This is a genomic window from Gemmatimonas groenlandica (genome assembly GCF_013004105.1).
In the GTDB taxonomy this organism is placed as follows: Bacteria; Gemmatimonadota; Gemmatimonadetes; order Gemmatimonadales; family Gemmatimonadaceae; genus Gemmatimonas; species Gemmatimonas groenlandica.
In genome coordinates, this window is the sequence record NZ_CP053085.1 from 3707231 (window position 1) to 3730836 (window position 23606).

Annotated in this window: 21 protein-coding genes; 18 read left to right on the plus strand and 3 right to left on the minus strand. The window is 64.9% G+C overall.

What is annotated here, in order from left to right:
- Positions 1-1320, minus strand: a complete 1320-nt coding sequence (locus HKW67_RS15825) for a leishmanolysin-related zinc metalloendopeptidase (RefSeq protein ID WP_171226310.1) — start codon at positions 1318-1320, stop codon at positions 1-3.
- 99 nt (positions 1321-1419) lie between these two features.
- Positions 1420-3267 (minus strand): leishmanolysin-related zinc metalloendopeptidase, encoded by a 1848-nt coding sequence (locus HKW67_RS15830; RefSeq protein ID WP_171226311.1) that lies wholly within the window; start codon positions 3265-3267, stop codon positions 1420-1422.
- Between the two features lie 95 nt (positions 3268-3362).
- Here HKW67_RS15830 and HKW67_RS15835 point away from each other — a divergent pair, with 95 nt between their 5' ends.
- The 11 genes from HKW67_RS15835 (at position 3363) to HKW67_RS15885 (ending at position 15436) form a co-directional block, all read left to right on the plus strand.
- On the plus strand, positions 3363-4673 hold the full coding sequence (locus HKW67_RS15835) for a M16 family metallopeptidase (RefSeq protein ID WP_171226312.1): 1311 nt from the start codon (positions 3363-3365) through the stop codon (positions 4671-4673).
- Entirely contained in the window at positions 4670-6118 is a 1449-nt protein-coding gene (locus HKW67_RS15840; RefSeq protein ID WP_171226313.1) for a M16 family metallopeptidase, read from the plus strand. Before HKW67_RS15835 ends, HKW67_RS15840 begins: the two co-directional genes overlap by 4 nt.
- Positions 6119-6124: 6 nt before the next feature.
- Entirely contained in the window at positions 6125-6754 is a 630-nt protein-coding gene (locus HKW67_RS15845) for an SET domain-containing protein (protein WP_230981034.1), read from the plus strand.
- Positions 6754-7311 carry an NUDIX hydrolase gene (locus tag HKW67_RS15850; protein WP_171226314.1) on the plus strand — a complete coding sequence of 186 codons (558 nt, stop codon included), beginning with the start codon at positions 6754-6756 and terminating at the stop codon, positions 7309-7311. The genes HKW67_RS15845 and HKW67_RS15850 overlap by 1 nt, the downstream gene beginning before the upstream one ends.
- A gap of 265 nt (positions 7312-7576) precedes the next feature.
- Positions 7577-8221, plus strand: coding sequence for a sigma-70 family RNA polymerase sigma factor (locus HKW67_RS15855; protein WP_171226315.1), 645 nt, complete (start codon positions 7577-7579; stop codon positions 8219-8221).
- Between the two features lie 117 nt (positions 8222-8338).
- A complete protein-coding gene (locus tag HKW67_RS15860; RefSeq protein WP_206044452.1) occupies positions 8339-8977 on the plus strand; it encodes an anti-sigma factor family protein in 639 nt (212 codons plus the stop codon).
- A gap of 31 nt (positions 8978-9008) precedes the next feature.
- Positions 9009-10103 (plus strand): DNA polymerase III subunit delta, encoded by a 1095-nt coding sequence (gene holA, locus HKW67_RS15865; RefSeq protein ID WP_171226317.1) that lies wholly within the window; start codon positions 9009-9011, stop codon positions 10101-10103.
- Positions 10100-11020 (plus strand): SPOR domain-containing protein, encoded by a 921-nt coding sequence (locus HKW67_RS15870; RefSeq protein ID WP_206044453.1) that lies wholly within the window; start codon positions 10100-10102, stop codon positions 11018-11020. Before holA ends, HKW67_RS15870 begins: the two co-directional genes overlap by 4 nt.
- Positions 11017-13761 carry a DNA mismatch repair protein MutS gene (gene mutS / locus HKW67_RS15875; protein ID WP_206044454.1) on the plus strand — a complete coding sequence of 915 codons (2745 nt, stop codon included), beginning with the start codon at positions 11017-11019 and terminating at the stop codon, positions 13759-13761. The genes HKW67_RS15870 and mutS overlap by 4 nt, the downstream gene beginning before the upstream one ends.
- Entirely contained in the window at positions 13754-14317 is a 564-nt protein-coding gene (mug, locus tag HKW67_RS15880; RefSeq protein WP_206044455.1) for a G/U mismatch-specific DNA glycosylase, read from the plus strand. Before mutS ends, mug begins: the two co-directional genes overlap by 8 nt.
- Positions 14318-14572: 255 nt before the next feature.
- Positions 14573-15436, plus strand: a complete 864-nt coding sequence (locus HKW67_RS15885; protein WP_171226319.1) for a glutaminyl-peptide cyclotransferase — start codon at positions 14573-14575, stop codon at positions 15434-15436.
- 9 nt (positions 15437-15445) lie between these two features.
- Here HKW67_RS15885 and HKW67_RS15890 read toward each other — a convergent pair whose 3' ends face one another.
- On the minus strand, positions 15446-17854 hold the full coding sequence (locus HKW67_RS15890) for an Ig-like domain-containing protein (protein WP_171226320.1): 2409 nt from the start codon (positions 17852-17854) through the stop codon (positions 15446-15448).
- A gap of 90 nt (positions 17855-17944) precedes the next feature.
- On the opposite strand from HKW67_RS15890, the gene HKW67_RS15895 reads away from it, so the two are divergent.
- The 7 genes from HKW67_RS15895 (at position 17945) to HKW67_RS15925 (ending at position 23479) form a co-directional block, all read left to right on the plus strand.
- On the plus strand, positions 17945-18352 hold the full coding sequence (locus tag HKW67_RS15895) for an energy transducer TonB (RefSeq protein ID WP_171226321.1): 408 nt from the start codon (positions 17945-17947) through the stop codon (positions 18350-18352).
- An 11-nt stretch (positions 18353-18363) separates the two neighbouring features.
- Positions 18364-19821, plus strand: coding sequence for a pyridoxal-phosphate dependent enzyme (locus HKW67_RS15900; RefSeq protein ID WP_230981035.1), 1458 nt, complete (start codon positions 18364-18366; stop codon positions 19819-19821).
- 137 nt (positions 19822-19958) lie between these two features.
- Complete coding sequence (locus HKW67_RS15905; RefSeq protein ID WP_171226322.1) at positions 19959-20279, plus strand: hypothetical protein; 321 nt, start codon at positions 19959-19961, stop codon at positions 20277-20279.
- A 32-nt stretch (positions 20280-20311) separates the two neighbouring features.
- A complete protein-coding gene (locus tag HKW67_RS15910) occupies positions 20312-21340 on the plus strand; it encodes a D-alanine--D-alanine ligase family protein (protein ID WP_171226323.1) in 1029 nt (342 codons plus the stop codon).
- A gap of 45 nt (positions 21341-21385) precedes the next feature.
- Positions 21386-22318 carry a rhomboid family intramembrane serine protease gene (locus HKW67_RS15915; RefSeq protein ID WP_171226324.1) on the plus strand — a complete coding sequence of 311 codons (933 nt, stop codon included), beginning with the start codon at positions 21386-21388 and terminating at the stop codon, positions 22316-22318.
- A gap of 30 nt (positions 22319-22348) precedes the next feature.
- The gene (queF, locus tag HKW67_RS15920) at positions 22349-22744 is read left to right on the plus strand and encodes a preQ(1) synthase (RefSeq protein ID WP_171226325.1); all 396 of its coding nucleotides are present in this window, start codon (positions 22349-22351) and stop codon (positions 22742-22744) included.
- A 51-nt stretch (positions 22745-22795) separates the two neighbouring features.
- On the plus strand, positions 22796-23479 hold the full coding sequence (locus HKW67_RS15925) for a hypothetical protein (protein WP_171226326.1): 684 nt from the start codon (positions 22796-22798) through the stop codon (positions 23477-23479).
- The last annotated feature ends 127 nt before the right edge of the window (positions 23480-23606 follow it).

Sequence of the window (23606 nt, forward strand, 5' to 3'; positions counted from 1 at the left end):
CTATCGCAGTCTCGGTCGGACCAGTCGTCGCGACCCGTTGCGTTCCACTTCGAACAGGGGGGCGGCAGCGATGTCGTTACCGAACGACATAACAGTGCCCTCGCTGGTGCCTGGCGCCATGACCCGCGCCGCCGTGAGGAACGAATACCCATCAGCCCCGCTCATCGCGGTGACGTAGCCCATGTCGATGAGCGAACCAACGGTGATACGACTGAGTGGCATGCCTCCCGGTTGCGCGTAGCCCTGCATCAGTTCGTTGCCGAATATCGAGCGGCGCCAGTGCGAATCGCGCGTGCCAGTCGCGCCGGAATTCTCCACCGGCACACCGACACCGGCGAAGCTGAAGCCCGGCGTGCTCGCGAACTGTGCCCGCGCCTCGGCGCCGTTGAAGGAGGGATCATCACCGCCGGCGCCGACGAGCAGCTGCCGCTGATAATTCCAGAGCGTGCCGATGCCGAGGATGTGTCCCATCTCGTGCAGCACGACGTTGTCCAGCGTGCCCTGCGCGAGCAGCAGCGCGAGATCGTCCTGATCGAGCTCGAAGAAGCCCATGATCGGCAGTTTGTTGCTCGAATTGACGTAGCACGGACTGGCCTGACCAAGGATCTTCCCCGCGCCGTCGATCGAGGCAATGCGCACGAACACGAGCAGGTCGTTGATACTTTCGTTCACGGCGGGAATCCAACTCTGACACTCGCCGGCTGGCACGTTCAGCGGCACCGTACCGACGTCACCCGTGATGACCCGCCGCCACCGCGCCACCGCGCTGGCAAATGCCTCGCGCTGACGGGCGGTGCCGCCGTCACCGATAAAGCGCACCGCGATATCGAACTGCGAGGGGCGCACGCTGGCGCGAAAAGTGACCGAGCTGCCGGGTAGTGCGGGAGACGACGCCACCAGCGATTGCGTGATCGCGGTACCGAGCGTCCACGGTCCGGCGGAGGCGTACCCGGTGCTGTCGGTGATCGCGGTGCTACGCGCCACCGCGCCGGAATTCCCCGCTGGCGTGAAGGTGACCCTTACGTTCGGCACCGGACGTCCAGCATCGGTGAGCAGCCGCACACTCGGCGCAATCAGCAGCGGCGTATTCGGATCGCCGACCTGATTGTCACCGTCGGCCGCCACCAGTGCGGCGGGCACGATCGCGATCGGGCTGATCGCGTCGATCGGCGCGGATACGTTGTCGCTGCCGCAGGCGGCGAGTGAAAGTGAGGCGCCTACGGCCCACGCCACGCGAGCGACGTCGCGGAAGCGGAAAATCGAACGACCGGCATAGTGCATGTGCAGTCCTGGCGGATGGTGATGGAGCTCCGGCTCCATCGCCGTACCTGAATGCTACGCGCACGCGACTACGCAGTTCCTCGGTTTCTCGCAGGCGCTGTGTTGACCGTCACATCGCCTGCCCGCGAGCCGCTCGGCTTATCGCTTTTCTCTTGGCATCCGTGCAATGCTGCCATCGGCGCGACGCTGCTTGATCTCGACGTCCGGCACCAGGTCGCGATATGGTGTGCCCGAGGTCGCTTCGAAGCCAAAGCCGCTACGAAGGGCGGCGGTGAGCGAAAACGCATCGGCGGCGGCGAGATTCACGGTATAGCCGAGATCCTGCAGCGAGCCCACCGTGATGCGACTGAGCGGTTGCACCTGATTGACCGCGAAGCCCTGCATGAGCTCACGCTGCATGATCGATGTGCGCCAGTGCGAGTTCACCGTGCCAGTACCGCCCGTGTTTTCCACGGGCACCGGATTTCCCGAGTACGTCACGGTGTTGATCGCCGCGAACTGCGCACGTGCCGCGCTCCCTACGTAGTACGGGTCATTCGAGATGGACGTGTTCAGCAGCGAGCGCTGAAAATTCCAGACGGTGCCGATACCGAGCACATGTCCGATTTCGTGAAGCACGACCTTCTCGAACTGCCCGCGTGCCACGAGCAAATCGACGTCGTACGTGTCGAACTCCATAAAGCCGAGAAATGGGATCGCGTTGGCGTTCACGTAGCACGGACTGGCCTGTCCGAGGATGTTGCCGACACCTGGTGATCCCGGCCCGTCGATGGAGTCGATGCGGGCAAAGATGATCGTGTTCTGTACGGTACCGGTGACGGCCGGAGACCAATCACTGCAGGCGTTCGCGGCGGGGCCGGCCGGAATGCTCACGTTGGTGATGGTACCGATGCTCCCCACAATCACCTGCCGCCATTTGGCCACCGCATTGGCGAAGGCGGTGCGTACCGGCAGCGATGCGTCACCAACGAAGCGGACGTCCACGTTGAATGCGGACAACGTGACCGTGGTGGTGAACGTGGCCGACTTGGTCGGAATGGACGAGCTGGTGGCGATCAATGTTTGTGTGCTCGCCGTACCGAGTCGCCAGCTACCGACGAAGGCGGTGCCGTTGGCCGGATCAGAGATCACGGTGCCGCCGGTCACTGTGCCCGAGTTGGCGCCTGGCGTGAACGTGACCGGGACGCCGCCCACCGGATTCCCATAGACGTCGACCACGCGCACGCCGGGCGGGACGGCGATGTTGATATTCGCGACGCCCGCCTGATTGTCGCCGGTCACCTTCACCAGATCGGCGGCCGGTCCGGCGAGGGCGTTGACGCTGAACACGGCGGGATTGGCGCCGGTCGCCGTCGCGGTCACGATCTGCTGTCCGATCGCCGTGCCGATCGTCCAGCCGCCGACAGTGGCAATACCAAGCTCGTTACTCGATTGCTGCGCGCCGAGCAGCACACCGTTGCCCTGCACGATGGTGAACACGATCGCGGCCCCGCTGACGGGGTTGCCGTACTGGTCTTCGGCGCGCACGGCGGGTAGCACTGGCACCGGCGTGTTAACGGTGGCCTGTTGGTCGGTGGCACTCACCGGCGTGAGCCGTGACAACGGACCGGCATTGGCCGTGGCCGTGAAGGTGACGACGGCAATGCCATCGGCGCTGGCCTGCAGTGTCTGCTGGCCGGCGGTCGTGCCAAGTGTCCAGCCCCCCGATGTGGCATCTCCGCTGCCGGTGGTGCGGATCGAGTCGTTCACGACCTTGCCGCCTCCGCTCGTGATGCGCCACCGCACCATGACATTCTTGACGCCCTTCCCCTTGGCGTCAGTGATGCGCACGGCAGGCACGGCGGCCACCGAGGCCGCCACCGCAGCGGCCACGGTGGTGCTGGCGGTAGGCGCGGCGGCACTGGGCACCTGCGGGTCGCTGCCGCAGCCGACGAGCACCCCGAGCGCGCCGACCAACAGGAGGGCCCGGCGAGTGGAAAGCGTCATAGGAGAAATTGGGGAGAGAATTGAGCTGCAGTGATCAAGGTCGGTTCGTGCGCCTGGGGTTCCGACTTTCGTGACCAGCCCCCCAATATTGAACCATGCGCATTCCAGTCGAGAGTTATCACCTCCCGAACGGCCTGCATGTGGTGCTCTCTGAGGATCACACGGCGCCGATCGTCGCGGTCAATTTGTGGTATCACGTAGGTTCGGCCAATGAGCGGCTTGATCGCACGGGTTTCGCCCACCTGTTCGAGCATATGCTGTTTCAGGGGTCGGCGAACGTCGAGGCCAACGAACATTTCGAACTCGTCCAACGCGCTGGCGGGACCCTGAACGGGTCCACCTGGCTCGATCGGACCAACTACTACGAAACGGTTCCGTCGCATCAGATCGCGCTGGCGCTCTGGCTCGAGGCAGACCGGATGGGTCGGATGCTGCCGGGGCTCACGCAGCAGAAGCTCGACACGCAACGCGACGTCGTGAAGAACGAACGTCGCTGGTCGGTCGACAACCAGCCTTATGGCACGTGGTGGGAGCGCCTGCCGGCGCTCTGTTTCCCGGAAGAGCATCCGTTCCATCACTCGTTGATCGGGTCCATGGAGCATCTGACCGACGCGTCGCTCGACGACGTGGCGGACTTCTTCCGGACGTACTACACCCCGGACAACGCGGTGCTCACGGTCGCCGGCGATTTTGATCGCACCGAGACCATGCGCCTCATCGAGGAGTACTACGGCGCGATTCCCCGTGGTGCGCCACGTCCGCCGCTTCGCGACATGATGCTACCGTCCACCTTCGGAGACACGCGCCGTACGGTGGTACCCGATGCAGTCGCGTTGCCGCGTCTATTCGTTGCCTGCCGCACCCCGGTGTTCGGCAGCGATGGCTATTACGCTGCGTCGCTGGCTGCGGCCGTGCTCGGCTTGCGTACCGGCTGTCGCCTGGAGCAGTCGCTGGTGCGAAAGCAGCGCATTGCCTCACAGGCCAGCGCCTTCACCTACGATCTGGCGAAGGGCAGTGACCTGCTCGTGGTGGACGCGACGGCCCACCCCGACGTCACGCCGGAACAGCTGGAAGCGGCCGTGCTGGCCGAGCTCGATCTGATGCATCAGCATGGCGTGACGGACGTGGAGGTGCAGCGCGCCCGTGCGCTGATCGAAACGAGTTTTGTGACGAGCATGCAGTCGGCCGCCGAGCGCGCCGACCAACTGTCGCGTTTTGCCACGTACTTCGGCGATGCCGCCTTGATCAACGAACAGGTGGAGCGCTACGGCGCGACGACGACGGCGGCGGTCTCCGCGCTCGCCCGCGAACGACTTGGTCCCGACAATCGCGCCCTGCTGATGTTCGTACCGGCCGAGGAAGCGTCGGATACGGCGCCGGCCGAATTGGCGGAGGCGAGCGCATGACCGACACACTCGACGTTCCCGCGCAGGACTCGCAATCTCAGGAGATGCCCGTAGCGCCCCCGCGTCCCGGTGCGGGCACACCCAGCGACTATCGGTTCCCGCACTTCTCGACGCGCATTCTGGCCAACGGTCTGCGACTGATCGTGGCGAATGTGCCGGCGTATCCGGTAGTGACGACGCTGGCCGTGATCGAAGCGGGCGCCACGCGCGATCCGCGCGACTACGAAGGACTTGCGCAGCTCACCACGCGCGCGCTGGCGGAAGGGACGCGCGACATGAACGCGCTCCAGCTGACGTCGCGACTGGAGATGCTCGGGACCACGCTCGACACCGGTGCCGACTGGGACTCGGCGATCGTGCAGATCACCGCGCTGTCGTCGCGTATCGACGACGCGGTCGCGGTGTTGTCGGAAGTGCTGCGCTATCCGGCGTTCCCCGAGTCGGAGCTCGAGCGAATGCGTGGCGAGCGACTGGCCGATCTGGCGCAGCTGCGCGCCGAACCGCGTGGTCTCTCCGACGTATTCTTTTCGCGTTTGCTGTACAAGCCGGAATCGCGATTCGCGCGGCTGGCCGGTGGCGACGAGCAGAGCATCATGCGTCTCACGCGTGAGCGCGTGCAGGCGTATCACGCGGAGTTCTATCGTCCCGATTCCACCGCCCTGATGATGGTGGGCGATATCGACATCGAGCACGCGGTGAAGCTCGCCAGTGCGCACTTCGGCGATTGGACCGGCAAGGCGCCGCCAGTCACGGAGCCGATGGATGCGCAGCGCTTTCCAGAGTCGCGCGTGCATCTGGTGCACAAGCCCGACGCGCCGCAGTCGGAAGTGCGCGTGGGGCATGTCGCCATTCCGCGCCTGCACGAGGATTACTTCCCCGTGGTGGTGATGAACGCAATCCTCGGCGGGCTCTTCTCCTCGCGGCTCAACCTGAATCTGCGCGAAGTGCACGCCTACACGTACGGCGCGCACTCGGCATTCGATTGGCGTCGCGCGGCGAGTCCGTTCGAAATTTCGACCGCGGTGGAAACGGCGGTCACCGCCGATGCGCTGCGTGAGATTGCCCTCGAGTTCACACGCATTCGCGAAGCGCCGGTGAGCGACGCGGAACTGTCGCTGGCCACGAGCTATCTGGTGGGCGTGTTTCCCATTCGCTTCGAGACCACCGCCGAGGTGGCGGGCGGGTTGGCCAACGTGGAGATCTTCCGGCTGCCCACGAACTACTTCGATACGTATCGCGACCGGGTGAGAGCGGTCACCGCGCAGGATGTGTTGCGCGTGGCGCAGACGCATCTCGATCCGAGTCGATTGCAGGTCGTCGTCGTGGGTGATGCCACGGCGATCCGTCCGACCGTCGACGCGCTGTCGCTTGGACCCGTTACCGTGTACGACCCGGCAGCAGAAGATGGTGCTGCCGCGCCTGTGTCTCCCTCCTCAGCCTCCTGAATCGACGTGTCGCCAGCGAAGAAGTCCGTAACGAAGTCCGCGAAGAAAGCCGTGGTTGCGAAGCGCGTGAAGCCGCCCAAGTCGCCGTACTACGAAGTGCGTCGTTCGAAGATCCAGGGACGCGGTGCATTTGCGATCCTGCCGATCCGCAAAGGCAAGAAGGTCGACGAGTACTGGGGGCAGCCGATCACGCACGAGGAGGCCGACCGGCGGTACGACGACTCCGAAGGGCGTCATCATACGTTCCTGTTCGTACTCGACGACGACACGGTGCTCGATGCGCGGTTCGGCGGCAACGACGCGCGATTCATCAACCATTCGTGCGATCCGAACTGCGAGACGGTGATCGAGGACGGCCATATCTGGATCAAGGCGATCAAGGCGATCAAGCCGGAGACGGAGCTGGTGTACGACTATCGCTTCGAGTGGCAGGACGAGTACGAGCCGGAGGACGTGCGCTATTACGCCTGCCGGTGTGGCGCGAAGAAATGCCGCGGGACGATCCTGCGCATTCCGGTGTACCTGCGTCCGGCGATCAAGCAGTGGCTGGCGGGCAATGACGTGCCACTGCCGAAGAAGCCCAAGAAAGGCGCCAAGAAGGCCGTGAAGAAGGCCGCCAAGAAGGCGGTCCGCTGATGGCGATCGAACGGCAGGGTCCGGGCAAGATCATCGGGACGCGCGGTTACACCGGCAAGGTGATCTCGATCGACATCGACACGGTACGCTTTCCCGACGGCTCGACCGGTCAGCTGGAGATGGTACGTCATCCGGGGGCCAGCGCGGTGGTGCCGCTGCTTGGCGACCTCGACGATGACCCCGAAGTCCTGCTGATCCGTCAGTATCGCTACGCCGCCGACGGGTACCTGTACGAGATCCCGGCCGGCCGACTGGATGCTGGGGAAGAGCCGCTGGCCTGCGCACATCGCGAGCTGAAGGAGGAAACCGGATACACCGCTTCGCGTGTCGAACATCTGTTCACGATGTTCACGACCCCCGGCTTCACCGATGAGAAGATCCATCTCTTCATGGCGACGGGGCTCGAGGCTGGCGAGTGGAAGCGGGAAGCGGACGAGTTCATGGAGTTGGCGCCAACCAAGTTGTCGCGGGCGCTGTCCATGATCGAGCAGGGCGAGATCCAGGATGCCAAGACGGCGCTCGCTCTGCTGTATACCGCTGGCTTTCGTCTAAACTGACAGGATCTGTCCTCTTTCATTGTCCTCTTTCAGAGACATCGGAAAGCGAATGAATCCGTCCGTCCGCATCGTGACGTAGGATACGGCAGCACAAGTCGTTCTAATTTAACGACTTAGGGTGGAGGGTTCCAGAAAGTTCCTTCCGGCACGCCCTGTGCACTAGGTCCAGTGTGTGCGACGACATGGTCTGCCGGATCGTCCGGCCATCTGGTCGAAGCACCGTGAGTCTTCTGGCTCGCGTCACCGCAGGCGGAGGACTCGATCCATGGCCGAACTGGCTCGCACGAAACTGACTTCACAGAACACCCCCGCGGTGCCGGTGCGCGAGCATCTGCGCAGCCTCGAGGATGGAGATGTGGTGTCGGCGTTCCTCGGAGGCGAGGAACGCGCCTTCGAAGAGCTCGTCGACCGGTACCAGGGTCGACTGCTGAACTTCGTCTACCGCACAATCGGTGATCGCGACCGTGCCGAAGATCTGGTGCAGGAAGTGTTCATCCGGGTGTACCGCCATATCGGACGCTTCGATCGCTCGAAGAAGTTCTCGACGTGGATCTATACCATCGCGTCGAACCTGGCGAAAAACGAACTGCGCAACCGCTCGCGCAATCCGCTTGTGCTCTTCCAGACGATCAAGGCCAAGTTCGAGGACGAGGACCGCCCGCTCCAGTTCGAGGACGTGCACACACGCCCGGACGACCTGTTCCGGAAGCGTCACCTGAAGGAGATGGTGGAGCAGTCCGTCAGCCAGCTGCCGGCGCATCACCGCGAGGTGTTCGTGCTGCGCGAACTGGAAGGCAAGTCGTACGAGGAGATCGCCGAAATCACCGGTGTGAACCTTGGCACCGTGAAGTCGCGCCTCAACCGTGCCCGAACCGCATTTGCCGACATCATCGCGCCATTGGTGCGATAGGCACACGTCGAACGCGCTGGACCATCACCCCCCGCCCGGGATTGCCCTGGCGGGGGGTGATGCGTTTGGATACAGCGCACCAGGCGGAACCGCTTGCCGGACCACGGGTATCCTGCCGTGCGATCGTCAATCCGGCGGCTGCCGCCTGAGCGATGTCTCCCAACACGGATCAATACCGTACCGATGGACTGCAAGAGCTTCCGCAAGCAGCACCTGGCCTATCTGGATGACACCCTGCCGGGCGATGAGATGGCCGCCGCGCAGCGTCATGTGATGGTGTGCGACGGCTGTGCGGCGCACGACACACTGGTGCGTCGGTCGCTGATGGTGGCGCGCAGCATGCCCACCCTCGAGCCGAGCGCCGATTTTCAAGCCCGCCTTCGGGCGCGTCTGGCCGAATGTCGCGAGGAGTGCCGCGACGAGCGAACCGCGCTGGAGGCCCGCGCGGCCCTGCTCGAGCTGCCCCGATCGGCCGCGTCGCGGAACACGCGGGTGGTGATGGCGGTGGCGGCCAGTGCGATGCTCGGCGCGTTCGTGTGGCAGGGGATGAGCGCCACGGTGCCCGAGCTTTCGATGCAGCCCGTGATTGCCTCGCAGCCGGCGATGCCGACCCCGGTTTCGTATATCACGCCCGAGTTGATGCAGGCGATGGCGACCGGCAACCCGGTCTGGCCGGCGGCGATGATCATCGAAGACGCCCCGACGCATTTCGTGAGCAACGACTTCACGTTGGCGACCTTCTCCGAATTGCGCTGAAGTTCGACCGGCGGTCCCTTATCTTGATGGGATGGCCAAGGAATCGTCGCCCCTCCGCGTCGTGCAAGCTGCGATTCAGTCGCGGAGCTTCGCGCCTGTGTACTACTTGCACGGCGACGACGATTACCTGAAGGATGCCGCCGTGCGCGACCTGCTCGACGCGTCGATCGACCCGAGCACACGCGACTTCAACTGCGAAATCCGTCGCGCCAGCGAGCTCGATGCCGAAGCGGTGAGCAGCCTGCTTTCGACGCCGCCGATGCTCGCCGAGAAACGCGCCGTGGTCTTCCGCGATGTGACGGCGCTCAAGAAAGCCGCGCGACAGCAGCTCGACAAATATCTGAAGCGACCCGCCGGCGACACGTTGCTGTTGCTGGTGAGTCCGGCCGGTACGAAGGCCGATACGGCGCTCGCGGCGGCGTCGGAGTCGCTCGAGTTTGCGCCGCTCACGCCAGAGCGCGTGCGCCGGTGGATCACGCACCATGCGACCACCGCGCTGGCGGTCCACATTGCCGACGATGCCGCACAGCTGCTGCAGCAGGCGGTGGGCAACGATCTCCATCAACTCGCGTCGGAGCTCGACAAGTGCGCCAGTTACGCACTCGGGGCGCGAGAGCTACCGACGGGTGACGCCGACGTTCGTGCGACCATCGATATCGACATCGTCTCGGCCGTGGTCGGCATCCGTCGCGGCGAAACGGTGACGGATCTGCTCGACGCCGTCGCCCGACAGGATGCCGCGGCCGCGGTGACGCTGGTGGCGCACGTGCTGGGGCAGCCGAAAGTCACAGCGGTGCAAGTCGTGATGATGCTGAGCACGCAGGCGTTCGCACTGGCTTATGGTCGGGCGCGACGCGATGCGGGCATTCCGACCAACCGGTTGCCGCAGGAGTTCTTCGCGTTCCTCAAGGAGACCGGCGGATATCCTGGTCGGCCATGGGGGGAAGCGGCATCGGCCTGGACGAAGGTGACGGAGCAATGGAGTGCGGTATCGTGCGAGAAGGCGCTCGAGCTGTTGCTGGAAGCCGATATGGCGCTCAAGGACACGACGGTCTCGAACGCGGAGCAGATCCTGATGTCACTCGTGCTGAGTCTCTGTGCCATGCGTCGCCGGAAGGCCGCATGATGCGCGGTATGATGCGCCGCACCCTGATGTTGGCGGCGGTCGGTTGCGCTGCGCTGCTGTCGATCGCGCCGACGGCGTCGGCGCAGGTCACGCCGGCGGTCGAGCGCACGACGGCGCGGGCCCGCGCGATGCTTGATGGTGGCGAGGGCACCGCGGCGCGCACGCTGCTGGATTCGCTGGTGGGTGCGGTGCCGGTGGGGACGCTCGATCTGGCCGAAGCGCTCTACTGGCGCGCGGTGCTCGCTGAGCGAGTCGGCGAAGCGGAGCGCGACTGGAAACGCCTGGTGATCGACGTGCCGCTGTCACCGCGCGCTCCCGATGCGTTGGTGCGGCTGGGCGAACTCGACATGCTGCGCGGCCATCCGGCCGATGCGCGCGTGTATTTCACGCGCCTGCTGCGCGATTTCCCCAGCGGCGCGTATCGCGCGAAGGGACTGCTGTGGCTGACGCGCAGCTACTTCGAGGAGCGCAACATGGCCGACGGCTGCGGCGCGCTCGATTCGCTGCGCGGCGAACAGATCCCCGATGGTGAACTGCGATTGCAGTCGGACGAACTGCAGCGCCGGTGCATCGGCGGCCGGCTGAACATCCCAGCATCGTCGGCACCGGCCGCATCGAAATCGGCCGAGAAGGCGGTGCAAAAGCCGACGGAAAGGCCACCCGAAGCGCCGGCTGAGAAGCCGGCCGCCGGCGCCGGTCGCTACTCCGTGCAGTTGGCGGCCTACGATACGCGCGCCGAAGCGAGCGACGCCGTGAAGCGATTCGCGAAGCGGGATATCGACGCGCGTATCGACGGCGAGCAGAAGCCGTTCCGCGTACGCACGGGGTATTACGTCATGCGCGCCGACGCGATCAATGCGCTGAACAAGCTGAAGAAGCTCGGGTTTGACGGCTTCGTCGCGGAGCGCGCGCCGTGAGTGGTGCGGCCACGCCGTTGATGCAACAGTATCGGGAGATCAAGTCGCGCCATCAGGATGCGATTCTGTTTTTCCGCATGGGCGACTTCTATGAGATGTTCTACGACGACGCCGAGACGGCGTCGCGGGCGATCGGTCTCACGCTGACGTCGCGCAACAACGGTGGCGCTGCGGAGGTGCCGCTGGCAGGCATCCCGGTGAAGGCCGCCGCCGAGTATCTGCGTCGCTTGGTGGGACAGGGCTTCCGCGTCGCGATCTGTGAGCAGGTGGAAGATCCGAAGCTCGCAAAGGGCCTCGTGAAGCGCGAAGTGGTGGAGACGATCACGCCGGGTGCCGTATTCGCCGACGATCTGTTGGACGGCGCGCGAGCGAACTACGTGTGTGCGATCGCCACCGGTCGCGACACATCGCGTGATGGGTTGCGTGAACAGATCGGTATCGCGGCGGCGGATCTGTCCACCGGCGAATGGCGGCTGTTTCTGGTGACGCCGATGGATGCACCGGCGGTGCTGGCGCGGTTGGCGCCACGCGAACTGCTGGTCGTGCGCGGTGCGTCGCACCCTGAACTTGCAGCGGCGATGCAGGCAGTAGACAACGTCCTCGTCACCGAGCGTGAGGGGTGGGAGTTCGACGCGCAGCTGGCCGGCGACGAACTCGCGCGGCAGTTCGACGTGCGCTCGCTGGAAGGCTTCGGTTTGGGCAGCGATGACGCCGGTGCGATCGGCGCGGCTGGTGCCTTGTTGCGCTATCTGCGCGAACTGCAGCCGGGTGGATTACCGCACCTCGCACGACCGGTGGTGGAGCGTCCGGGTGGTGTGATGCCGCTCGACGAGATGACACGTCGCAATCTCGAGCTCGTGGAATCGCTGCGTGGTGGCGAGTTGGCGGGGACGCTGTTGTCGGTACTCGATCGCACGACCACGCCGATGGGGCAGCGGATGTTGCGCCAATGGTTGCTGGCGCCGTTACTGGAGCGTGGCGCCATCGAGTTGCGTCTCGACGCCGTGACGGTGATGGTGCGCGATCCGGTGGGCCGTGCGAGTGTACGCGACGCGCTCGACGGTGTGCGTGATGTGGAGCGACTGGCGAGCAAGGCCGCCGCGGGCCGCGCGACACCGCGTGAGTTGCGCGCGCTCGGTGATTCGCTGGCCCGGCTGCCGCAGGTGGCGAATGCGGTGCGTGCCGTGCTGTCGCATGCGACGCAGGGCAATTCGAGCGGCGGTCTGCTCACGGCGATGCTCGACGATTGGGATGATGGTCGCGATTGCGCCGAGCGGCTCACGACGATGCTGGTGGAACGGCCGCCGTTGATGATCGGCGAAGAGGACACCATCGCGCCGGGCCGGGATGCCGATCTCGACGAGCTACGCGCGTTGCGCGACGGCGGCAAGGATGCGATCGCGACGATCCAGTCTCAGGAGCGCGCGCGCACCGGCATCCACTCGCTCAAGGTGGGCTACAACCGCGTGTTCGGGTATTTCCTCGAGATCTCGAACGCGAACAAGCATCTCGTGCCCGACGACTATCAGCGTCGACAGACGCTGACCGGAGCCGAACGGTACGTAACGCCGGCACTCAAGGAGTACGAAGAGAAAGTGTTGAGCGCTGCCGACCGCATCGAGACGCGCGAGCGCGAACTCTTCGAGGCGCTGCGTCGTGACGCCGGGGCGGCGATTCGGCGGTGGCAGCAGGTGGCGCGACGCGTGGCCACCATCGATGTGCTCACCGCCTTCGCCGAAGTGGCGGAGCGCGAGCAGTACGCGCGCCCCGAGCTGAACGACGGCTTCGACATGGAGATCGTGGCCGGACGTCATCCAGTGGTCGAGCGCATGATGGCGCGGGAAAAGTTCATCCCGAACGACTTGGTGCTCAGCGAAGACGGCCAAATGATCGTGCTCACTGGTCCGAACATGGCGGGTAAGAGCACGATCCTACGGCAGGTCGGCCTGATTCAGCTCATGGCGCAAGTCGGCGCGTATGTGCCGGCCCGTCGCGCGAAGCTGCCGATCGTGGATCGCCTGTTCACGCGCGTCGGCGCGAGCGACAATCTGGTCCGTGGTCAGTCGACGTTCATGGTGGAGATGAGCGAGACGAGCGCGATTCTCCACACCGCGACCAAGCGCTCCCTGGTGCTGCTCGATGAGATCGGCCGTGGTACCAGCACGTACGACGGTGTCTCGATTGCGTGGAGCGTCAGTGAGCATTTGCACGATGCCATCGGGTGCAAGACGGTATTCGCCACGCACTACCACGAGCTGACGCAGCTGGCGAGCGAGCTCGGTGGCGTGCGCAACTTCACCGTGTCCGTGCGTGAAGTCGGTGATCAGGTGCTCTTTCTGCACCGGCTCATTCCCGGCGGGGCCGATCGGTCGTACGGTATCGAGGTGGGACGTCTGGCGGGATTGCCGGCGGCAGTGATCGCGCGCGCCAAGGAAGTGCTGGCCCTGCTCGAGGGCGAAGGCGAACAGATGGCCGCGCGTCTGACGGCCGATGGATTGGCCGTGCCGAAGAGTGTGTCGCGGAAGGGTCCGCGGATGAAGCAGCCCGGCGGGCCCACGCCGCAGCTGGGGTTCTTCGGCGACGCTGCGCCATCGGCAATGCCATCGGCAATGCCATCGGCGGTGCCCGATCCGGCATTGACCCGCCTGGCCGATGCGGTGGGGGCACTCGAGCCCGATCAGATGACGCCGCTGCAGGCGCTCACCGCGTTGGCCTCGCTCAAGCAGTCGCTCAGTGACTGACGCGCGGCCACCGAAGAAGCCGACCAAGGCGGAGCTGGCTGCCGCGGTCGACCTGATCGTGCCCGATTTGGTCGCGCCCGGGCTGCGTGTGCTGTTCTGCGGCATCAACCCCGGACTGTATACGGCGGCGATCGGGCATCACTTCGGCCGTCCCGGTAATCGATTCTGGCCAGCGCTGCACGGAGCCGGTTTCACGCCGCGTCTGTTCGCGCCGTGGGAGGAGCGGGAACTGCTGCCGCTTGGCATCGGCATCACCAACATGGTGGAGCGCACCACCGCCACCGCGGCGGAGCTTAGTCCCGACGAGTACGTAGCGGGCGGCCAGCGGCTGCGTAGGTTGGTGGAAGCACAGCCGCCGCGCGTGGTGGCGTTTCTCGGAATCGGTGCCTACCGGACGGCATTCGGACGTCCCAAAGCCACGCTGGGCTTGCAGGACGAACGGCTCGCCGGCTCGGCGTTGTGGGTCTTACCGAGTCCGAGCGGTTTGAACGCCAATCACCAGCTGGCGGATCTTGTGTCGTTGCTGCGGGCGCTGCGCGAGTGGGTGGATGGATAGCGCGTGCTGGTGGGTTTGGCGCTGGGGATCCTTACGGATTACGCGATTCCTGCTTGAACGGATAGGAACCGATACCAACCGATACCAACGGATCTGCTCCGCGTGTTGGGCCGGCACCTCGGTGTGAGCAGGTCTGCAAGTTTTTCGAATGTGTTTGATCCGTTCCTACCCGTTGCTATCAGTTCGAATCCGTTCAAGCTGGAGTCGCGTGTTTCCGTTGGTCTCCGTTTTTTTCACCCTGCTGCAATCCGATCGATGGCTATTCTCTCCAGCATGCGACGTTCGCGGACGGCGTCGGTCGTCATTCTGTTCGGCACGATCGCGTTCGTGTCCACGGCAGGCGCCTTCGGCGCGTGCGGCGGGGATCGCGGCGCGGCCAGTGCGGCCAATGGCGACACTACCGGCACCGTAGCGTCACGCACGCCGACCTACAGCTTCGAGGTGGTGCAGAGTTATCCGCACGATCCGAAGGCGTTCACGCAGGGGCTGGTGTGGCGCGACGACCGATTGTTCGAGAGCACTGGTCAGGTCGGCTCGTCGAACATCCGCGAGGTCGAACTCACGACGGGTCGTGTGATCCGTCAGCAGGATCTCGAAACACCCCACTTCGGTGAAGGCATCGTGCTGCTGGGGGAGAAGCTGTTCCAGATCACGTGGACGACCGGCAAGGCGTTCGTGTACGACTGGAAGAGCTTCAAGCGCACCGGCGAGTTCACGTATGACGGCGAAGGGTGGGGACTCACCACCGACGGATCAGCCATCATCATGAGCAACGGCACGTCAGCGATCGTATGGCGCGATCCGGCCACGTTCGCGGTGCAGAAGACGATCACCGTGACCGATCATGGCACACCCGTGTCGCAGCTCAACGAGCTGGAATGGGTGAAGGGCGAGATCTGGGCGAACATCTGGCAGAGCGAGCAGATCGCCCGCATCGATCCCGCCACCGGCAACGTGACGGGTTGGATTGATCTCAAAGGCATTCTGCCGTCGATCGATCGTACCGGCAACGAAGATGTCATGAACGGCATCGCCTATGATGCCGCGCGCGATCGTCTGTTCGTCACCGGAAAGCTCTGGTCGAAGCTGTACGAGATCACACTCAAGCAGCGCTCGTAACGCGCCTCCTCAGCGCAGTCGCACCAGCGCGTACCTGAGCGTGCTGGGCGGCAACGCGCCGTTCGACGACAGGGTGATGGCGGCGCTGCGACCGGCGGGAATACCGAAGCGCACGAAAGAGCTGGTGCCACCGGCCAGCAAGACACGCTGCGGAGAGCCGGAGAGCAGCGACCGCGTCGCGATGGGATACACCCCGAGCGCGCTGCCCCCGGAGAAGCGAAGCCCCGGGTAGATGCTGCGGAAATTCCACGACGGCATGATGTAGCTCGCGGGCAGGGCCGCTGTCGTCGCCACCGAGAAATCATCGGCGATCAGCGACACCGACCAGTCGCGCAGATAGTCGGCGAACTGACTGCCCGACAGCACGTTCTGCAGATTGGCCACGCCGGTGGTGTTCGAGTTCACGAGCGACCGCAGGAACGACGCTTCTCCGCTCACGCCCTGACGGCCAGCCGCGTAGCGCAGAAAATTCCAGATGGCGCCGCGTGTGGCCAACGAGTCGTTGGGCGCGTACGGCGAGTTCACCTCGGGCGCGATCAAATAGCTGTAGAAGCGAGAGAAATTCTGCGAGGCGTAGTTACGGAACTGATCCGAACGCGTGGCGTTTCCGGCCACATCGGTCAGCGTGAGATTCTGCCGAGACGTGACGTTGGTGATGCGGAAGTACAGCAGTTCTTCCGCCACGTGCGATAGCCCCTCGTCGAGCCAGGTCTCCTCATTGGGCCGCGCACCCGTGTTCACGTACAGGCGGCGCGACGCATTGATCAGGTGCTGAAACTCGTGCGCGATGGTCGTGAGATTGAGCAGCGTGACTTCATCTTTGGTGCGCTTGTTCGCATTCACCACGCCGTTGGGATCGGGCGCCAGCAGGTAGAACATCTCGGCTTCATTCGACGAGGCGCAGGCGGCGAGGCCGTTCTTCGCCGTCTTGGGATACAGGTCGCGCGCGAAGAAGAAGCCGCCGATCGTGTAGCCCGCGTTCGCGGGCGTGAGGGCATTCACGGCGCGGGTGTACAACAGGATGATCTTGCCGTAGCCGCTGATGTTCGTGGGCGCTCCGAACGCCGTGGTATCCATCGGAAACACCAGTGTATCGAACGTGGCGGCGATCGCCGCATACTCCGTGTCGGTATAGCCGCCGGTGGGATTCTCGGTGTCGCTCACGATGATCGACTTGGCGCCAACGGCGGCTACGCGTCCCGACTTCACGTCGGCGCTGGAGCAGGCCACGTTCGCATTCACGTTCAAGCGCAGCACGTCGCCCACCTTCGCATCGGCAGCGGTCACGGCGAAGGCCGTGCGCACCCCCGTCGTGCGTGACGCCATCCAGTCACGCGCATCGTTCACCAGCGGCGTCAGTTCACGGCGTTCGGTCTCGCGTCGCGCCAGTTCAGCGGCACGAACAGGCGACAGCGCCGTGCTGGCCGCATCGAGTGCGTCGAGTGATGTCGACACGGAGGGTGCGAGCGCCGATGCCGGCGCGAACGGGTTCGCGTCCGCGGTGAGTGCGGCGATGGTGGGACCGGTGCTACCGATCGCGATCAGATCCACCGGTGACGACGTGCCGAACGAGGTGGCCGTCGAGACCAGCGTGAGCGCGTACTCGCCGTTGATTGCCGCCGGTGATGTGAGGCACGCCGCGACGCTCGAGGCGCCGGCGGGCGGGATATACACTTCGCCGAGTGCCAGCACGCGTGCCGTGACCGGTCCGCACACGCTGGCGCCTGACGCGGTGATGGTGACCGGTACGGTATCGGCTTTGCCCGAGGCCTCGGCCACGACTCGCGCGGTACCGACGGCCACCGCGGTGACGAGTCCCGTGGACGTCACCGACGCCAGCGTGGGATCGAGTGTGCTGTAGTTGATCGACTGGCCGACGATGGTGTTGCCGTACTGGTCGCGCAGGGACCCGCGCACACGCACGGTGTCGCTGATGTTGAGATACGCGACTTCCGGTGACGCCACGAGCAGCGCGGCCGGTCCGACGATGACCGTGGCCGTGAACACCACCGGCGTGACGCCGTTCACCTGCGCGGTGAGGCGCGCGGTGCCGGAGGTCGTACCAAGCGTCCAGACGGTGGTCGCGACGCCACGCGAGTCGGCAGTGGAGCGCGCGGGTGAGGCGGTGCCTGATCCGGCCCCCACATCCCAGTCCACGCGTGCCCCCGAGATCGTCTTGCCGTCCTTGTCGGTCACGACGACGGCGAGCGGCACCGTCAGCGCGGCGCCAACCGCGCCGGTCTGCGCGTTGCCGGCCTGCGCCCTGATCGCGGCAGCGACCGGTCCGGGGCCCGTACTCTTGTCTCCCGAGCAGGCGCTCAACAGCAGCAGCGCGCTGCTGGTCAGCGTGAACAGCGAGCCGAGGCGCGTGGTGCGCGCGGAAGCTGGACGATCGGAGAGGGCGCGAAACGAGAGCATGTCGACGACGGTTTGATGGAGGACGGACAATGCGGCCGAGTGCGCGAAGCGGGTGTACATTCCAGCATGAGATCGGGTGGTAATCGACCAGTGCTGCTCCCCGTCCTGTTCACCCTCGGCCTGCTCAGCTGTACCGAGCGAGGACGATCGGCACGACCGGGAAGTGTGGACTGGTTTCGCGCGATGCCGGACGAGCGTCCCCAGATGTTGAATGCCGACGTGCCATTCCGGTATCCGGTGTCACTGTATGAACGGAAAATACAGGGCAACGTGCTGCTTCGGCTGTTTGTAACGTCAGATGGTCTCGTCGTACCCGATAGTACCCGGATCATCGAGCCGTCAGGTCACCCCGAGCTTGATCAGGCGGCGTTGGCCGGCGTGTCCCGACTGAGGTTCCGCGCCGCCCGCCTGCGTGGCACCCCGATTCCCGTGTCGTTGATTTTCCCCGTGCACTTCCGACATCCCGAGGGGCCAAAGCTCCCCGGGGACTCCCTGTGACGACTCCTGCCATGTCCACCACCCTGGCGACTCCCCACACGTCCGACGCGGCTCCGGCCGACGCGGCTGTGCAAGAAGAACACATCCGGCATCGCCGCCCCTACGGCAGCGTCCTGGAAACCATCGGCTGGACGCCGATGATCCGGCTGGCTCGCGTCGCGCGCGGCATCCGGACTCCCCTCTACGGTAAGGCCGACTTCTTCAATCCGGGCGGCAGCGTGAAGGACCGCGTCGGCATGCCGATGATCGAGTCGCATGAGCGCGCCGGCACCCTCAAGCCCGGCGGCACGATCGTCGAGGCGACGAGCGGCAATACCGGGGTCGGTCTGGCCATTGCCGCGGCGCTCAAGGGCTATCGCTGCATTTTCACGATGCCCGACAAGATGTCGCAGGAAAAAGTCCGACTGCTGAAAGCGTTCGGTGCCGAAGTGATCATCACCCCGACGGCGGTGCCGCACGATCATCCGCAGAACTATGTGATGATGGCCAAGCGCATCGTGAGTGAGACGCCGGGGGCGGTGCTGGCCGGTCAGTTCGAGAACCCGGCCAATCCGGCGGCGCACATGGCGACGACGGGCCCCGAAATCTGGGAGCAGACGGACGGTCGCATCACGCACTTCGTGGCCGGTGCCGGTACGGGTGGTACGATCACGGGCGTGGCGCGCTATCTCAAGAGCAAGAACCCGAACATCAAGATCATCGCCGCCGATCCCATGGGATCCGTGCTGGCGGAGTTGTGGCGCAGCAAGGGCGAGGGACATCCCACGGGCGCGCCGTACAAGGTGGAAGGCGTGGGCCAGGACTGCATCCCACTCACGCTCGACATGAGTGTCATCGACGAGTTCATCTCGGTCAGCGACAAGGATGCCTTCGGCATGGCGCGACGTCTCACGCGCGAAGAAGGCATCTTCGTGGGTGGGTCCGCCGGTATGATCGCGCACGCTGCCATGAATGTGGCACGTCGTCTCGATGATCCCGACGCGTGCGTCGTCACGTTCCTCTGCGACACCGGCGAGCGCTATCTCAGCAAGGTGTTCAACGACGAATGGATGCGCGAGAATCAGATGCTCGACGTGTCACCCACGACCATCGCGGCGGTGCTCGGCAACAAGGACGCGAGCGCGCCGGCCATCGTGAGCGTGGCACCGGGGGCTTCGGTGCGTCAGGCCATTCGCCTGATGGCGCTGCACAACGTGTCGCAGGTGCCGGTGATGGATGGCGCCGTGTGTATCGGCAGCGTCGCGGAATCACAGCTCACGTCGAAGTCGCTGGCCGATCCGAAGGTGCTCGATCAGTCGGTGAGTGACGTGATGGATCAGCCGTTCCCCGTGGTCGAGAGCGACCAGCCGGTGGAGAGCGTGGCGAAGCTGTTGTCGAAGAGCAATCGCGCCGTGTTGATGAAGAAGGACGGCGTGGTGCAGGGCATCGTGACGCGCTTCGACGTGCTCGAACACCTGATGCACCGGTAGCCGATGCGTCTCGTGTGGGGAGCATGTCGTGACTGGTCCGTTACTTCGTCCCAGCTGCCACGTCTCCCCTACACGATGCGGAACGCGATGGCTCGCCGATGAGCTGCCCGGCCAGTGTCGGTCCTGTCATTCCCTCCATGATCAACGTACTCGACCGGTTTACGGACGCGCTCGGTGCCCCGCTACGTGACTTCAGTCGCGGCCGGCTCGCTGCCCTGTTTGCCGATCCGCGTCCCTCCACGTGGGAGGATGCCCACGGGGTCGTCATCAACAAGCAGGGACTCACGCTGTGGCAGGCGTGGATTGCCGTGGACGTCATGGCACCGCAGAGCGGACGACACGTGACGCTCGATCCGTTCGACCACGTGATCGTGTTGCAGGAATGGGCCCGGATTCCCGATGAAGCGACGCTCAGCCGTGCGATCGAGTTCGCCCTGAGCACCGACGACGCAGACTGACGACGCGAGCCGATTCGGATGTAGCTTTGAGCATGCGAATCACCGTGTTGCTGGGCGGCGTCTCTGCCGAACGTGAAGTGTCGTTGTCGTCGGGGCTGCGCATCGCGGTCGCGCTCCGTGCGAAGGGACATGACGTGATCTGTCTCGACCCCGCCGAAGGCGTGTTGACGCGGGAAACCGAGCGCGCGCTCCTGGCCGCTGGAGTGGGTAGCGCCCCGCCGTCGCTCGATGCGCTGGCCGGGCTGTCTTCGCAGTCCCTCTCGCCGGCACTCGGCACCATGCCCGAGATCACCGATGCCGAGTGCGTGTTCCTGGCGCTGCACGGTGGTAAGGGCGAAGACGGCACGGTGCAGGCTCTCCTCGACCTCGTAGGCGTGCCGTATACCGGCAGCGGTCACCTGGCGAGCGCGCTGGCCATGGACAAGCACCTCACGAAGGTCGTACTGCGGGCGGCCGGTGTGGCCACCGCCAATTGGATGATGGCGCCGGCGGATGGCGTGATGGACGCCGAGGAAGTCGGACGTCATCTGGATTGGCCGGTGGTGGTGAAGCCATCCAAGCAGGGCAGTACGGTGGGCCTGTCGATCGTGCGCGAGCCGGGTGAGCTGGCAGCCGCCGTGACGGAGGCCTTCAAGTACGACGACGAGGTCATGGTCGAGCGGTTCGTACCGGGGCAGGAGCTCACCGTAGGCATTCTCGGCGACGTGGTGCTGCCGACGATCGAGATCGTGCCGGTGAAGGAGCTGTACGACTACGAGTGCAAATACACGCCGGGGATGGCCAAGGAGTTCGTGGCCGAACTGTCTCCGGAGATCGAGTCCAAGCTGGCGGATCAGTCGCGCCGTGCGTTCGCGGCGCTGAAACTGGGTGGATACGCCCGAATCGACTTCCGGTTGGATCCCCACGGGCAGCCGTGGTGTCTTGAGGCCAACACGTTGCCCGGGATGACGCCGACCAGTCTCATCCCACAGGCGGCGGCCGCCGCCGGTGTCTTGTTTCCCGATCTCTGTGAGCGCATCGTGCAACTGGCGCTCACGAACCGGGATCGGCTACGGCTCTGAACCCCTTGTTCCCGTAGCTCTTCCCGCGTCTTTTCGCGTCCTGTCATGGCCTACGTCACGTACGATGATTTTGATCAACCCCGTAACCCGTCGGCCGTCTACTGGCTGATCGGGTTGTGCGTCGGCGTGTATTTCGTGCAGGCCACGTTGGTCGGCGATGCGAACATGGCGAACTGGTTTGGGTATTCGGCCGGTGATCTCGCGTCGCGTTCGTTGTGGACGATCGGCACGTACATGTTCGTGCACGGCGGCATCATGCATCTGCTGCTGAACATGTGGACGCTGTGGTTGTTCGGCCCGCGCGTGGAGCGCGCCTGGGGTAGCAGCACCTTCGTGTGGTACTACCTCTGGTGCGGCATCGGCGGCTGGGCTTTTCACTACATGTTCCAGCGCAACGGCGGCACGCTGGTGGGCGCGTCGGCGGCGATTCTTGGCATCGCGGTGGCGTATGCCTCGCGCTGGCCCGACGACGAAGTGCTCTTCTTCGGCGTGGTGCCGATGAAGGTGAAGTGGTTGGTGGTGTTCATGGCGCTGATCAACATCACGATGGCCGTGGTTGCTTCCGGCAGCATCGGCGGTACCGCGTACGCGGCGCACATCGGCGGCATGTTGGCGGGGTGGGTGTATCTCCGCGCGCCGGGCGCCGGCAGTCTGGGTCGTTTCCGCAATCGCATCGCGTCGGCGCCGGATTACGGCGATGACACGCCGCGCGCCGTTCCGAAGTCCTCGCGTCCGCGCGAGCGGGAAGTCGACGATATCGTGGCGCAAAGCAAGGCGGCCGTGTCGCGCGTACGTCCCGAACCGCGTCCGGAACCACGTCCGGCGCCGCGTCCCGGCCAGACGGCAGTGGCGCCGCAACCGAGCACCGCGCTGGATGCCGTGTTGGACAAGATTGCGGCCGAAGGAATGTCGAGTTTGACGCAGGCCGAGCGACTGCTGCTGGACGAATGGTCGAAACGTCTTCGCGACCTCACCTGACCGGTCGGAGTTCTCGCATTACATTCGGACATGCCCAAGCCTGAACTGCTGGAGACGTTTCCGAATCCCTACGGGGATCGCAAGTACGAAATTTTCATGGAGACGACGGAGTTCACGTCGCTCTGTCCCCTTGGCGGCATCGAGACGGATGCCGCCGAGTTGAAGTTACTCGAAGGCGGCGCTCCCGACTTCGCGACGATCCGCATCACGTACCAGCCGGCCGAGGTGTGTCTCGAGCTGAAGAGCCTGAAGCTGTACTTCTGGAGCTTCCGCAACGACGGCATCTTCTACGAGCGCGCGGTGAACCGCATCCTCGACGATCTGGTCGCGGCATGCAATCCGCACTCGATGACGGTGGTGGGTGATTTCAACGTGCGTGGTGGTCTCAAGAGCATCATCACGGCGACGGCGACGAAAGCCGAGTAAGGAGTAAGAGGTACGGAGTAGGGAGTACTACCGTCCACACTGGAGTTTCACATGACGAGTCGCGCATCCCGGGTATCGGCACTTTCCATCGCGGTGGGCGTGGCGTTATGCGCGTCGATCGCGTTCCCGTTGACCGTCCTGGCGCAGGAACACAAGACCGGCGGCAACGAAGGGAAGCGACCGATCGGGTGGCAGGTGAGAAACGATGCGGGTGGCCACAAAATGGCGGGCGACGTCGACACGATCGCGTTCGCGCAGATGACGCCGGGTTTCCATCTCACGACGGGGCCGGCGGCGATTCTGTGGCATCCCGACAGTGCGGCGTCGGGAGCGTATACGGTGGAGAGCACGATCTTCCTGTTTCCCACGAACGGTCGGGACATGGAAGGCTATGGCGTCTTCGTGGGCGGTTCGGCGCTGGCCAACGCGGCGCAGTCGTACACGTATTTCCTGCTGCGCAACGACGGCAAGTTCTTGGTGAAGCAGCGCCAGGGAGAGAAGACGGTCACGCTGTCCGACTGGACCCCCCTGGCGGCGATCGCGAAACAGTCGGGAAAGGACGCAGCGAAGAACGTGCTGCGGGTGGCGGTCTCGGCGAGCGACGTAGCGTTCTCGGTGAATGGGGCCGAGGCGGTGCGGCTGCCACGCGCGACGGTGCGTCCCGACGGGGTTTTCGGGGTGCGGGCAAACCACGCCGTGAACGCGCATGTGTCGAGTGTGGGCCGGGTGAAGTAGGAGTACGGCGTACGCTTACAGCGTACGCCTTGAAGTGACCGGCTAGGCGCGACCGATGAAACGTTTCATCGGCGTGGTTCATGGGTCGTGAAACGCGTTCCATGAACGCGTGGCCGCACCGCTCGGG

Excerpts from the sequence above, each read along its gene's own strand:
- HKW67_RS15835 (WP_171226312.1), top strand. The coding sequence starts at position 3,363 with ATGCGCATTCCAGTCGAGAGTTATCACCTCCCGAACGGCCTGCATGTG.
- HKW67_RS15905 (WP_171226322.1), top strand. The coding sequence starts at position 19,959 with ATGATCAACGTACTCGACCGGTTTACGGACGCGCTCGGTGCCCCGCTA.
- HKW67_RS15900 (WP_230981035.1), top strand. The coding sequence starts at position 18,364 with ATGTCCACCACCCTGGCGACTCCCCACACGTCCGACGCGGCTCCGGCC.
- HKW67_RS15885 (WP_171226319.1), top strand. The coding sequence starts at position 14,573 with ATGGCTATTCTCTCCAGCATGCGACGTTCGCGGACGGCGTCGGTCGTC.
- holA (WP_171226317.1), top strand. The coding sequence starts at position 9,009 with ATGGCCAAGGAATCGTCGCCCCTCCGCGTCGTGCAAGCTGCGATTCAG.
- HKW67_RS15925 (WP_171226326.1), top strand. The coding sequence starts at position 22,796 with ATGACGAGTCGCGCATCCCGGGTATCGGCACTTTCCATCGCGGTGGGC.
- HKW67_RS15825 (WP_171226310.1), bottom strand. The coding sequence starts at position 1,320 with ATGGAGCCGGAGCTCCATCACCATCCGCCAGGACTGCACATGCACTAT.
- HKW67_RS15870 (WP_206044453.1), top strand. The coding sequence starts at position 10,100 with ATGATGCGCGGTATGATGCGCCGCACCCTGATGTTGGCGGCGGTCGGT.
- HKW67_RS15915 (WP_171226324.1), top strand. The coding sequence starts at position 21,386 with ATGGCCTACGTCACGTACGATGATTTTGATCAACCCCGTAACCCGTCG.
- HKW67_RS15850 (WP_171226314.1), top strand. The coding sequence starts at position 6,754 with ATGGCGATCGAACGGCAGGGTCCGGGCAAGATCATCGGGACGCGCGGT.
- HKW67_RS15890 (WP_171226320.1), bottom strand. The coding sequence starts at position 17,854 with ATGCTCTCGTTTCGCGCCCTCTCCGATCGTCCAGCTTCCGCGCGCACC.
- HKW67_RS15840 (WP_171226313.1), top strand. The coding sequence starts at position 4,670 with ATGACCGACACACTCGACGTTCCCGCGCAGGACTCGCAATCTCAGGAG.
- HKW67_RS15855 (WP_171226315.1), top strand. The coding sequence starts at position 7,577 with ATGGCCGAACTGGCTCGCACGAAACTGACTTCACAGAACACCCCCGCG.
- HKW67_RS15830 (WP_171226311.1), bottom strand. The coding sequence starts at position 3,267 with ATGACGCTTTCCACTCGCCGGGCCCTCCTGTTGGTCGGCGCGCTCGGG.
- queF (WP_171226325.1), top strand. The coding sequence starts at position 22,349 with ATGCCCAAGCCTGAACTGCTGGAGACGTTTCCGAATCCCTACGGGGAT.
- HKW67_RS15910 (WP_171226323.1), top strand. The coding sequence starts at position 20,312 with ATGCGAATCACCGTGTTGCTGGGCGGCGTCTCTGCCGAACGTGAAGTG.